Annotated in this window: 13 protein-coding genes; 3 read left to right on the top strand and 10 right to left on the bottom strand. The window is 37.4% G+C overall.

What is annotated here, in order from left to right; all coding sequences use genetic code 11:
* Positions 1-455: 455 nt before the first annotated feature.
* Both ACEVFT_RS18305 and ACEVFT_RS18310 read right to left on the bottom strand, forming a co-directional pair.
* Positions 456-1,508, bottom strand: a complete 1,053-nt coding sequence (locus tag ACEVFT_RS18305) for a tartrate dehydrogenase (RefSeq protein WP_393950955.1) — start codon at positions 1,506-1,508, stop codon at positions 456-458.
* A gap of 107 nt (positions 1,509-1,615) precedes the next feature.
* Positions 1,616-2,062, bottom strand: a complete 447-nt coding sequence (locus tag ACEVFT_RS18310) for a YlbF/YmcA family competence regulator (protein WP_004224800.1) — start codon at positions 2,060-2,062, stop codon at positions 1,616-1,618.
* Between the two features lie 87 nt (positions 2,063-2,149).
* On the opposite strand from ACEVFT_RS18310, the gene ACEVFT_RS18315 reads away from it, so the two are divergent.
* A complete protein-coding gene (locus ACEVFT_RS18315; RefSeq protein WP_205441768.1) occupies positions 2,150-2,650 on the top strand; it encodes a PaaI family thioesterase in 501 nt (166 codons plus the stop codon).
* On the opposite strand, the gene ACEVFT_RS18320 is transcribed toward ACEVFT_RS18315, so the two are convergent.
* Positions 2,631-4,103 carry a UDP-N-acetylmuramoyl-L-alanyl-D-glutamate--2,6-diaminopimelate ligase gene (locus ACEVFT_RS18320; protein ID WP_205441766.1) on the bottom strand — a complete coding sequence of 491 codons (1,473 nt, stop codon included), beginning with the start codon at positions 4,101-4,103 and terminating at the stop codon, positions 2,631-2,633. The two genes, ACEVFT_RS18315 and ACEVFT_RS18320, sit on opposite strands and share 20 nt — an antisense overlap.
* A gap of 151 nt (positions 4,104-4,254) precedes the next feature.
* Positions 4,255-5,409: a CAP domain-containing protein gene (locus ACEVFT_RS18325; protein WP_393950956.1), complete on the bottom strand. Its 1,155-nt coding sequence runs from the start codon at positions 5,407-5,409 to the stop codon at positions 4,255-4,257.
* 147 nt (positions 5,410-5,556) lie between these two features.
* On the opposite strand from ACEVFT_RS18325, the gene ACEVFT_RS18330 reads away from it, so the two are divergent.
* Both ACEVFT_RS18330 and ytvI read left to right on the top strand, forming a co-directional pair.
* Positions 5,557-5,958 carry a YugN family protein gene (locus tag ACEVFT_RS18330; RefSeq protein WP_205441762.1) on the top strand — a complete coding sequence of 134 codons (402 nt, stop codon included), beginning with the start codon at positions 5,557-5,559 and terminating at the stop codon, positions 5,956-5,958.
* Positions 5,959-6,104: 146 nt separating this feature from the next.
* Positions 6,105-7,166, top strand: a complete 1,062-nt coding sequence (gene ytvI / locus ACEVFT_RS18335) for a sporulation integral membrane protein YtvI (RefSeq protein WP_393950957.1) — start codon at positions 6,105-6,107, stop codon at positions 7,164-7,166.
* Positions 7,167-7,180: 14 nt separating this feature from the next.
* Here the strand turns inward: ytvI and ACEVFT_RS18340 are convergent, their stop codons facing one another.
* From ACEVFT_RS18340 to coxB, 6 genes are all read right to left on the bottom strand, one after another.
* The gene (locus ACEVFT_RS18340; RefSeq protein ID WP_205441758.1) at positions 7,181-7,642 is read right to left on the bottom strand and encodes a DUF420 domain-containing protein; all 462 of its coding nucleotides are present in this window, start codon (positions 7,640-7,642) and stop codon (positions 7,181-7,183) included.
* 40 nt (positions 7,643-7,682) lie between these two features.
* Positions 7,683-8,606: a cytochrome c oxidase assembly factor CtaG gene (gene ctaG / locus ACEVFT_RS18345; RefSeq protein WP_205441756.1), complete on the bottom strand. Its 924-nt coding sequence runs from the start codon at positions 8,604-8,606 to the stop codon at positions 7,683-7,685.
* Positions 8,607-8,786: 180 nt separating this feature from the next.
* Positions 8,787-9,131, bottom strand: coding sequence for a cytochrome C oxidase subunit IV family protein (locus tag ACEVFT_RS18350; protein WP_205441754.1), 345 nt, complete (start codon positions 9,129-9,131; stop codon positions 8,787-8,789).
* Positions 9,131-9,757 carry a cytochrome c oxidase subunit 3 gene (locus ACEVFT_RS18355; RefSeq protein WP_004224788.1) on the bottom strand — a complete coding sequence of 209 codons (627 nt, stop codon included), beginning with the start codon at positions 9,755-9,757 and terminating at the stop codon, positions 9,131-9,133. The genes ACEVFT_RS18350 and ACEVFT_RS18355 overlap by 1 nt, the downstream gene beginning before the upstream one ends.
* Positions 9,757-11,640 carry a cytochrome c oxidase subunit I gene (gene ctaD / locus ACEVFT_RS18360; RefSeq protein ID WP_205441752.1) on the bottom strand — a complete coding sequence of 628 codons (1,884 nt, stop codon included), beginning with the start codon at positions 11,638-11,640 and terminating at the stop codon, positions 9,757-9,759. Before ctaD ends, ACEVFT_RS18355 begins: the two co-directional genes overlap by 1 nt.
* Positions 11,641-11,680: 40 nt before the next feature.
* Positions 11,681-12,769, bottom strand: a complete 1,089-nt coding sequence (coxB, locus tag ACEVFT_RS18365; RefSeq protein ID WP_131521646.1) for a cytochrome c oxidase subunit II — start codon at positions 12,767-12,769, stop codon at positions 11,681-11,683.
* Positions 12,770-12,866: the final 97 nt, after the last annotated feature.

Below are 12,866 nucleotides of genomic sequence, written 5' to 3' on the forward strand. Positions count from 1 at the left end.
TCCCACTTCAACCCACTAACTTTTTAGCACAGGTTTTCAAATAAAGTGAAGGTGCTCACTACTCTTTATGAAGAGGTGTTGTTACGCATCACTTCTCCACATTGAAAATAAGAGCTTATCCCCTCTAAGAATACAGATAATAGGCGATTTGATTATGAAAAAAGTAAAGACATTTTGCAGAATGGTTGATTGGAGTGGAGCCAGCGTCACTCCTAGGGGATTTAGCGTCACAGAGGAGATCCTGGAGCGAACGGAAGTGAGTGAAGCGGCTCCTCGGACGCCCCCTGGAAAGGACGCTGGAGGAACGGAAATCAACCCCCTCACCTTGCAAAGTTGCTTTTTCTGCCGTTGACATCATCTTTTTTCAACAGCATGAAAGGGAAGGACACTCGTGAAGTGTGCCTTCCCTTTCATGTAAATGTTAGATCCATTATTACTTCCCATTTCAATAAACATTATGTTAAATAATCTATGATTGCATCAGTTACTTCTTGTAGTGTGGCAGTTCCACCCAAATCAGGCGTTTTTATACCCTGCGCTAATGTTTGCTCAATAGCATCTAATATACTTGTTCCCACATCTTGATAACCAAGGAAATCAAGCATCATCTTCCCTGTCCAAATTTGCCCTATGGGATTGGCAATTCCTTGACCAGCTATATCTGGTGCAGAACCATGGATTGGCTCAAACATCGATGGATAATGCCCTTCAATGTTTAAATTTGCTGCAGGTGCAATACCGATGCTTCCCATAATGGCACCGCCTAGTTCTGTTAAAATATCCCCAAATAAATTGGATGCTACGATAACATCAAAGTTTTCTGGCTTCATCACTAAAAATGCCGCTAGTGCATCAATATGATTAGATGCTTGACCTACCTCTTCATATTCTTTTCCTACTTGAGCAAACACTTCATCCCAAAAAGGCATGCTATATGTAATCCCATTTGATTTTGTAGCACTTGTTACATGTCCACGACGTGTTTTGGCTAGTTCAAATGCATAGCGCATCGCCCGTTCTGTACCCTTTCTTGTAAAAACGGCATTTTGGATTGCCACCTCATCTTGACCACTATGTATTCTTCCTCCGCTTTCAGCATACTCCCCTTCAGAATTTTCCCTTACAACAATAAAGTCAAAGCCATTTGGTTGTCGTAAAGGTGATGGTAACCCTTGTAATAGCTTCGCAGGTCGTACATTAATAGCTTGCTGTAGCTCGCGTCGAATTTTAATGAGAAGGCCCCATAATGATACATGATCTGGAACCAAATCAGACATTCCCACTGCCCCTAAAAAAATTTGATCAAACTGTTTTAACAGCTCAATGCCATTATCAGGCATCATTTTACCTGTCTCTAAATAGTAGTCACAGCCCCAGGGAAAAGTTGTCCATTCAAATTGAAAGCGACCATCTAATAACGCTGCTTGATCAAGAACTTTTATTGCAGCTGGTACAACCTCTTTTCCTATTCCATCCCCTGGAATCACAGCAATTCGATATGTTTTCATTTATGCTTCCTCCTTCAATTCAATTATAAAAAAGACTGTAAACTAACTCAGTTGTTGCCTTCGAGTTGTCTACAGTCTAGAAGAGATATGTTATATACACATCCTATTTATGCTGAGCAAGAGCATGAACCGCCCGAGCCGCATCCACCTCCGCAAGATGAACCAGATGCAAAGAATGGATTACTTACAGGAACTTTTACCGCTTCAGAGACTGTTTTTCCTATTAATAGGCTAATCTCATCAAGTAAATCCTGAAAATCGTTTTCAGCAATTTTCAAGGCTGAAACTTTTTCATTTAAGTCGAGGGCCCTTTTCTGTTGGCGAATCGACTTCATAATTGTATGGTAGTCCGGATGATATTTTCCGAAACGTTGTACATCTTCGTACTGCTCTTTCATGCGATTAAATGCATATATAGCTTCAACAATTTGTGCATCACTATATACTGCTTCATACGCTTGTTGTAGCGCCATCGCAGGTTCTGAGGAAAGAATCATCTCACAAAGCGCTTCCGCCTCATCCAAAATGATTACCCAGTCAGAGGTCATCATCATTATTAATTCCCCCAATCTCTTTCCCATCATAACAGATTTTATGGTAATTTTACATTATTGATAATTTTAATGAAAGAGGTTTTCCAAATGATGACAACATCTAAAGGTCAGATTGAACAGTTAGTTGCCGAGATTTTACAAGACAGTACCGAGGAAGATGAAGATGTTTTATTACATCTTTTAAATGGACTACGGGAGAAACAGCAAGGCATTCACCGTCGTTATATTAATGCTACTTTACATATGGTAGGAAAGTTTGAGCCTGAGGTCAGCGAGGTACGTATCCCTATTACACCTGTTATTCACAATACGATAAAGGTGCCACATGGGGGTATTATTGCAACGATTGCTGATGCCGCTATGGGAGGGCTTGCTTCACGCTCTGTGCCTGAGGGATATAATGTAGTTACTACGAATATGAATATATCGTATATCGCTACCACAACGAATAAAGAATTGATTGCACGTGGTCGTTTTGTTCATAAGGGCCGCCAAACACTTGTCATGGAATGTGATATCGAAGATGAGACTGGTCGCAAGCTTGCCATTGCTACAGGATCTTTCTTTGTTATTCAGCGTCGTCCATAATTAGACTTGCAAAATAGTCTTTAATGCATTGTTGATCGGAAAAAGGGAATTTTTGGTTTTTTATTTGCTGAGTTTGTTCATGCCCTTTTCCGGCAACAAGAACAATGTCGCCCTTTTCTGCCTTTGCTAACGCTTGATGGATAGCAAGCTTCCGATCTAAGTATATTTCATAATATTGTTGCTCTGTAAAACCAGCAATAATACTTTCATTAATTACAATTGGATCTTCATCACGTGGATTGTCTGTTGTTAAATAAATAACATCAGCGTATTTACTTGCTACTGCTCCCATAGCAAAACGTTTCGCCTTATCACGATTTCCACCACAACTGAAGACAAGGTAAATTGTTTTGGAACGATCAAAGGTTTGTAATACCGCTTGTAAAGCTTCTGCTGTATGGGCATAATCTACATATACATCAATCCCTAATGGATTTTCAATCTTCTCTAGCCTGCCCTCTGGTAGCCTTAATGTCCACAGATGTCCAACTATATCTTCCATAGGGACACCTGAGCGCCATACGGCCATTAAGGCAGCCACAGCATTTTGTACATGATATTTTCCGACAAAAGGAATTTCCACAATATGCTCACTCGCTGTAGTCTGTAGACAAAGGACGGTTTTTCCAACTGATTCACTGACGATTTGGATATGTAAATCATTGTGATTATCAAAACCAAATGAGCAAGATTTTTTCTTATCATAGATGCCTACAGAACGGCAAAAGTTATCATCTCCATTTAATACTAGCTTTTTTGATAAATCCGCTAATCGTTTCTTAGCACGTTTATAAGCTTCTAACCCACCATGATCTTCTAAATGATCTTCTGATAAATTTAAAAATACACCACAGTCAATGTCACAATGATCGAGTCTATGCTGCTGCAACCCCATTGAAGAAGCTTCTAGCACAACATGCGTAACACCTTTTCGCACACATTGCTTTAGAATGGGGTGTAATTCTTTAGCTTGCAATGTTGTTAATTGCTCATAAGCCGTTTGTTGTTTCTCGCCATTGATGAAAAAGCCAACCGTTCCGATAACTGCTGCTTGTTTATGTAGAGCATTTAGAAGCTGACTGACAAAATGGCTCACTGTAGTCTTTCCATTTGTACCTGTAATGGCAATAACAGTTAAAGCTTCTGCTGGAAAAGCAGCAAGCTTTGCACTTGCATACGATAAAAATAATGCTGTATTAGGAACCCAGACAAAAGGAATTTCTTTATCGATAATTGGCAAAGAGATGCTTTCTTCTGAAACGATAGCAGCAGCTCCTCTTGCCAATGCTTCTTTGACAAACCGACTTCCCGATGTTTTTTTACCTTTTCGTACAATGAAGATATCACCAGGTTGTACTGCCTGTGCATAGTCCTCTACACCAGTAATTTCTGTCCGTATAGATCCCCCCGTCACGCTACATGGCCAGTCTTTTAATAGCTCTGCTAATTGCAAACCTCATTCCCCCTCTCAGTTCTCTATCATATGACGGCGTTTGTAACGGTGTGACGAAAAATGTAGAAGCCTAAGAGCTGGAGAAACTGCACATAAAAAATGAAGACAAGCCCGATTGTCGAAAGCTTGTCTTCATATGAATATTCTTCTGTTATGGTGAGGTTTGATCTGATTTCTCTGTAGAATCTTCACTATCTTGTTCTTCATTTTTCCGTTCTTCGTTATCTTGCTCTTCACTATCCAATTCTTGTGAAGTGGGCTCAAGATAAATTTGCGTATAATAATCTACAAATGCACCAGAACCAACGCGGGTGTATTTATCATTCAAAAGTACTTTTCTGTGTTCAGGAGAATTTGTCCAGCCATGCATAGCTTCAATCGCATCAAAATAGGCAGTGGCCAGGTTTTCATTCGCTTCACTATAATCGATATTTTGCGCTTGTAATCGTTTTTTTAGATCGCCATAGGTCGGAGATTCATGTGCTAAAAAATTTTGTACCTTCATATCTTCACTATGCATTCTTGCCGCTTCCTCCAATGATTCATCCATTTCTAAAGGAAGTAAATCATGATGGACTCTTGTAACATTTAACAAATCATCTAGCTGTTTAGCGTTGGCCGCATCAATTTCTTGCTGTAAAAATGAGGAAGGTGGGGTACGTCTAACAAGCTCTCCTTGATAACTCATTTCATATGGCTGATGAAGGACAAGTGTTTCACTGTCTGTATAGCGTATCCCCTGTAACTCACTTGTCTCCCTATCTATATAAAGCTGTGCGTAAAGACCATCAAATTGGACAAGCAGCCTTGTTTGCATATCTTCTTCACTCATCGAGAAAATGAAAATATTTTCGCCTACTGTGGCAGCCACCTCATAGTCAATGATTGTCATTCTATATATTTCATCACGTTTTTGCCCCACTTTAAAAGGAAATGCATCAATTTCTTGTCCTGCTATGTAAATTTGTGTCACAATATTATTATTAATACCAATCATAAAAAAAGTTGAAACATCTTCATTGTAGACCCACCATTGATAACCAAATGAGGATGGCTCTTTTCTTGCCGGCTCCCCATATTTTTCTAAAACAGTTTGTGTGCCTTTTCCTATCAATGTAGATATACCCGTTTGTGGACGTGTCATTGCTCCTATTGCAGGTTGCTGCTTTAGCTGGGTTTGAGGAATAATATTAGAATTGGTATTTGGCCCTTCTAATGGCTCGTTTTCCTTCGGGGTATTAAAAAACATAAAGCCAATTAACGCGATTGCACCACCAACCATTAAAATGCGGAATAAAGCTTTCATACAGCACTCCTTTTCATCACCATTATTGTAAGTTATTATATCAATTGTAATTGGGTTGACACAATGTTGTCATTGCAACAATGTCGAATATGCTCTATTATAAAAATGAGCGTATACTTTGTACGAGAACCTAAAGGAGGACTATACATGTATTTTGAAAATACTAACCTTGAAAATTTAACAGCTGATCAAGAGCTAATTGTCAGCATTATGAAAAAACATGGTTTAGAATGTGATGGCGGCTGGGATTACGAGCGTATGACATTCGATAAACGATTCGATACTCGTGAAGGTCGTTATTACCTACGCGTATTCGCATATGCTATTTCTGGTGATGTTGGTGCACACGATGCCATCCTTACATTAATGAAACCAGTCCTTGGTAAATACTATTATCCACACGGTGTTGAATATGGCGATGACGAAGTTTATCCAGCACACCTTGTAAAAAAATGTGAAGAAATCTTAAAAAAGGTTAAATTAGAATTAGATCAATTCTCTATCGAACCTACAAATAAAAATAACTTTGAACCTGTTAACGCACGCTAATCTTTCGTACATTAAAGTGACTGCAAGTATAGCGTAAATAGCTTCATTGTTGTGAAAAGACTGGTGGTCCAGTCTTTTTTATTTTGAGTAAAAAATTTTTTTCTTCTCATACTACCTATATCTATTACATGATGTAGGTGAGAAAAATGTTGTCATTTTTTAATCGTCCTTTTTTTCGTCATCCCATTATTGTTATCGCAATGGGTATACTTATTCTTTGGTCCATCTCCATATCGTTACCAATTTTACTTGCCTACTTAACCGCCTTACTTTTAGAACCGATTATTGTTCGAATGAGCAAACGGTTTCGAAAAAAACGGAAAATCGTTGTCTTTTTCTTTTTTCTATTTTTTCTAAGTATATCTTTATTATTATGTTCACTTCTCCTCTATATAAGCTGGAAACAATTTTCTTCCTTTATCATTGATATACCTGATTATCTTAATCAATTATCTGCTCTATGGATTCAAATGCAATCGAAGCTCAGCAATTACACCTATCATTTACCCGTAGAGCTCGTTTCACAAATTCAATTCATAATTGCAAAAGCTTTAGCTTCCATCGAAAAATTTTCCCTATCCTTAACAAACGTTAATGTTTGGTCAACATTACTAACATATATTCCCACACGTCTATTTGATATTTTTGTTTATTGGATTGTGTTGTACATGTTACTTTTAGAATTACCAACAATTAATCGTAAATTATTAACGCCCGTTCCTTTTCATTACCATCAAAAAATTATCTTTATTGGTCAACGTGTTAAGCTAGCCCTATTTGGATTCCTAAAAGCTCAATTCCTTGTAGGGATAGGTATCTTTGCTATATCATTCGCTGCATTTTATTTTTTAAAAACACCTTTTCCTATACTGCTAGCAATACTACTGGTTGTTTTAGACTTTATCCCTTTTCTTGATTCATTTATATTATTAGTCCCATGGTCGATCTATCAAGTCTTTGCAGGCGATTATTTATATGCAGTTGTCTTAATCTTATTAACCATTGGGCAATTTCTAGTCCGACGAATGATTGAACCAAAAATTATTGGCGATAAAATTGGTCTTTCTTCCTTGAATACCTTTATTGCCATGTTTATTGGTTTTAAAATCTTTGGATTTCTTGGAATATTAATTGGTCCATTACTTGTTGTCGTAGTGCTCTCACTATTCCAACCAACTATAAAAAATCTCCCTCCTGTACAAAAATAAGGAGGGAGATTTTTTTAAAACCCTAAAATGGCTTTAATAACAGATGTTGTTTCACCTGGTTCAAATAAAATATACAATAATAAATAAACGAGTACGCCTGTTATGGCAACAAAGAACCAAATAATACTTGTAATTGGCCCAATTCGTCTGTGTAGTTTTAGGTTTGTTTTTAAACCTGAAATAATACTAACGATACCAAACACGGCTCCAGATGTCGCCAAAATAATATGGAAAATCAAGAAGAACGTATAATATGGTTTTAAATCTTCTCCACCGCCAAAAGCCGTATTTCCAATAAAGATGGTACGGGATGCATAGATAATAAAGAAAATAAGTGCCGCAACCCCTGCAGCAAGCATTACTTTCTTATGCCCCTCTACATTTCTTTTTATAATTAAGCCCCATCCTATCGCTACTAGTACAGCACTAATAACGATAAACGATGTACTAATAGTAGGCAAAATTTGCAATTCCATTGTCAAAACCCCTTATACAAAGTTAATTTCTATTCTTCAATTAATGTTGCTGTTGACTTTCCCACTTTTTTTGATGGGCAGCTAAAGCATCAGCAGTGATTTTATCTGGATCTTTTTGCTCAGAACGATACCATCTTGTGAAAATTATACCAATTAATACACCAAAAATAAGTTCTTGTAAGATTTTCATTAACACGCCTCCTAATTGCTGATCTGCAACAGGTTTCATGTCTGTAAATAGCTCTGGTCCAGATAAAGATAGGCCTGACAACGTAGAGGCTGGTACACAAAGCTCCATTGCCTTTAACCATGCATCACCGTTTGTGTATGTCTCATACATTGCATTTGGGGCAAAGATAATTAATCCACAAGCAGGTGTAATTAAAACGGCATTGGCAATAATATAGGCTAATTTATGCAAAGGCTTCATTTGAGCACTATCTGGCATATTTTGAATTAAAGGCCAGTACATAAACACTGCAGAAAGAAATAATACAAATGTATAGGTACCATGTAATGTTTCATTTAATTTAATGTAATCCAATATGGAAGGTAAATGATAGAAAGAAAATAGACCGATAAATACAAAGACTGCAACGACTGGTAATGTTAACACTTTAAACAATGTTCTAACAACCGGTGCCTCAATAGCCACCTTCCAAACCCACCAAGGGATTCCTTTAATTAAGAAAATAGGTACTAGCAATAACAAAATAGCCATTTGCACCATGTGCATGGTAAACATAATATGAGCCATTAAATCAATAGGAGATCCTTTGATAATATAAATGGTAATCATAGCTAACACAAAATAAATAGCTTCACTTTTTTTCAAAGGTTCACTTACTTTAAAATCTTTACGCCACTTTGTTGTGACTAGAAAATAGATGATTGTTATAAAAACAAGAACCCCTATTAAATATGGGCTCCACAATGCTTGAAAACCAAATATACTAAGTGGCATATAGAACGCACTCCTTTAAACTTCAGTACTCCTATTATAAAACGCTTACAGCTATACTGCAATGAACGAAAGGTGAACAAATGTTAAGTTTAACATTGTTTGCTTCATTTGATACCTAAATACCTTTAAAACATAAGAAAAGCACGTTCGTACAAAATAACGAACGTGCTTTTTCGGTGATTACCACCAAATGATTGTTAAAAATGCTAAGAAGAATGTAAATGCGATTAAAATTCCCATCCACATGAAGAAACCAATAACGCCACCAAAGTGAGTTTTTTTGTCTTCTAAGTGCATGAAAGAATAAAGTTGAAGTACAACTTGAACGCCAGCCAACAATAATACGAATGGCATAATTAAGTATTTAGAAAAATCAGCTGCAACTACTGCGAATGCGATAAAAGTAAAGAAAATCATAATCGCAAAGTTGATTACTTGTTTACGCATATGAACGGCATTATGATGACGATCATACTCATACTGTGCTTGTGTCTTAGCAACTATAGGTGTATCGTGTGAAGACATTATCCGATCACTCCCATCAAGTAAACTACTGTAAAGATAAATACCCAAACTACGTCAATAAAGTGCCAATATAAAGCAGCTACGAAGAATTTAGGTGCATTGTACAGGTTTAATCCACGTTTAGCATTACGGATCATTAAAGTTCCAATCCATACAAGTCCTAAAGTTACGTGGAAACCGTGTGTACCAACTAAAGAATAAAACGCTGTTGCGAATGCAGATTGGTTAAATGTAAAACCAAGGTGCACATAGTGGTTGAACTCATAGATTTCAAGTGCTAAGAATCCAAGACCTAAAGCTAATGTAATCGCTAACCAAGTTTGCATGCCTTTAAAGTTAAAGTTACGCATATGGTAAATTGCATAAACAGATGTTAGTGATGATGTTAATAATAACATCGTCATAGCAAATGCTAATGGTAATTCAAATAAACCTTGAGTTGTGAACTCCATGCCAGCTGGCCCTTTGTTCTTAAGCGCTAAATAAGTAGCGAATAAACTTGCGAAAAGTACAACTTCACAGGCAAGGAAAATCCAGAAACCAACGACTTTATTTTTACCTTCCATCGTAGCTTGTTCAGGATGATCTGGCCAAGTATGAGGAGTAAATTTAGTATTGAAATCCATTATTTATTTCCTCCTTTGCCGTAAAGATGTTCTTCAATTTCAATAATTTCTTCTTTGTGTAAATGGAAGCCATGATCGTCTTTAACAGAACGAGCAATCATCGCACCAAATGTAATCGCTAAACCAATGATTAATACATAGATTGACCATGGTTTATCTGCATCTGGATTGTAAAGTGCACCGAATGCTGCAATAAACATACCTAATGAAATAACGAATGGAATCGCTGAGTTATTTGGCATATGGATATCACCTAGTGGCTCAGCAAATGTAACTTCTTTATTACCTTCTTGTTTTTCAATCCACCATGGATCTAAACCACGAACAAGTGGTGTTTGACGGAAATTGTAGAATGGAATTGGTTGTGGAATTGACCATTCTAAAGTACGTCCATCACCCCATGGGTCGCGACCTGCTGGTTTGCCCTTAATAGACATTAAGCAGTTGATTACCATTAAGATAACCCCTACACCCATCATTAATGCACCGATTGTAGAGATATAGTTGAATTGATCCCAACCTTGACCATCCATGTAAGTGAATACACGACGTGGCATACCCATCAAACCTAAGAAATGTTGAAGGAAGAATGTTAAATGGAATCCGATAAAGAATACCCAGAAAGTAATCTTACCAAGCGTTTCGTTTAACATACGGTTGAAGAAAATTGGCCAGTAGAAGTGCGCTGAACCGAATAATGCTGTAACGATACCACCAACGATTACGTAGTGGAAGTGAGCAACGATAAAGTAAGAATCATGTAATTGGTAGTCAAGAGGTGCAGATGCTTGCATTACCCCTGTAACACCACCCGCAACGAATGACGGGATGAAACCAAGTGCATAAAGCATTGGTGTCGTAACTTTAATTGATCCGCCCCAAATAGTTAGGATCCAGTTGAATACTTTCATACCTGTTGGAACCGCAATTGCCATTGTTGCAACAGCGAAGATTGCGTTTGCTGTTGGCCCAAGACCAACTGTAAACATATGGTGAGCCCAAACCATGAACCCTAAGAAACCAATTAAAATTGTAGCGAATACCATTGAAGAGTATCCAAATAGACGCTTACGAGAGAACGCTGGAATAATCTCAGAGAATAAACCGAATGCCGGTAATACTAAGATATAAACCTCTGGGTGTCCGAAGATCCAGAATAAGTGCTCCCAAATTACTGTGTTACCACCCATTGTATGGTCAAAGAAGTTACCACCGAACATACGGTCAAATAACATCATTAATAAACCAATTGTTAATGGAGGGAATGCGAATAAAATTAATGCACTTGATACAAGAGCAGTCCAAGTGAATAATGGCATACGCATAAATGTCATACCTGGAGCACGCATTGTAATAATCGTAACGATAAAGTTAAGACCTGAAATTAAAGTACCTGCCCCTGAAATTTGTAAACCAAGAACATAGAAATCAATACCATGTCCTGGAGAGTATAAAGATAATGATGCATAAGAAGTCCAGCCCGCATCAGGAGCGCCACCCATAAAGAATGACAGGTGAAGGAATACTGCACCTAGGAAGAATAACCAGAACCCTAATGAGTTAAGGAACGGGAATGCAACGTCACGCGCACCAATTTGTAATGGTACAAGCATGTTCATAAATGCGAATAATAGTGGCGTAGCAGCTAGGAATAACATTGTTGTTCCGTGCATCGTTAATAATTCATTGAAAAAACCAGCTGATATGAAATCATTATTTGGTTTCATTAATTGAATACGCATTAATAATGCTTCAAAACCAGCGATAGCGAAGAACAATGTACCGGCTAATAAATACATCACTGCTAACTTTTTATGGTCAACAGTAGTGATGTAATCCCAGACAGCTGCTCCAAAGCCCTTTTTCTGTGTGTATGAGCTCACAACTTTTACCTCCCTCAAAATTTGTTACATAGAACGAAAATTATTTTTCTACTGATAAGCCCATGATGTAAGTTGCAAGAGCTTCAATTTCTTCATCAGATAAATCACCGTAGATAGGCGCAGTGCCTTCAGCATTCATCATTAAGTTACCTGGTTTAAATTCCTCAGGGTTTTTAATCCAAGCTTTTAAGCTTTCTTCATTATGCTCTAAGAAACCAGCAACACGGTTACGGTCACCAAACGTAGTTAAGTTTGGACCTGGTGTACCACCTGCTCCAGAACCAGAGATAGCATGACAGCCTAAGCAGCTGTTAGCAAAAGTTGCTTCACCAAGATCAGTTGAAGCTTTGTCAGCTGTTTGTCCTTCTGTCGCTTTCATTGCATCAACCCATGCGTCAAATGCATCTGGGCTTAATGTTTTTACTTTAAAGTCCATTAATGCATGTGAAGGTCCACATAATTCAGCACATTTTCCATAAAATACGCCATCTTTAAGATCTTTTGATTCTTTATCGAATACTAAGTAGAATTTGTTTAAGTTTTCTACGTTTGTATCCATTTTACCGCCTACAGCAGGAATCCAGAATGAGTGCTTAACATCGGCAGCTTTTAAATTAAAGTAAACTTTTTCACCTGTTGGTACCACTAGCTCTTGAGCCGTTACGATACCTTGGTTAGGATATTCGAATTCCCACCAGTATAATTTTGCCGTTACATTGATCGTTAGGGCTGTTTTGTTCCCTTCTTCATCTACTTCATCCATTGCAGCTACATCTGCAAATTTATAAGTAGTTGTAACAACTGGTACAGCGATAATTAATAATAAAATAATCGGAATAACTGTCCAAATCACTTCTAAAGTATGACTACCCTCTACTTGCTTAGGGATAACATTTTCACCAACGCGTGAGCGACGGTATTTTAAGAATGCAAGTAAATAAATAACGGATACTATTACTACTACTAGCGTCATAATTACAGTAGTTAACAGTAATAAATTCAATTGTTGTTTACCTACTTCTCCAGATGGTTTTAGTGTAGAAAGATAATCTTCACCACAACCTGAAAGGAAAACCATCATCACTGCTAGAAGTGAAAAAAGACGCCATTTTTTAAGCCCTTTCATCATAGCTTAATTAAACCCCTCTTTCTTTGTTGTATTTTCATGTGTACCTAGGACATCAGTTCTGTCTATATGAATTCTTATAAAAAGAAAGAATCCCTAA

The sequence above is a fragment of the Lysinibacillus sp. PWR01 genome, from assembly GCF_043359455.1.
Lineage (GTDB): Bacteria > Bacillota > Bacilli > Bacillales_A > Planococcaceae > Lysinibacillus > Lysinibacillus fusiformis_F.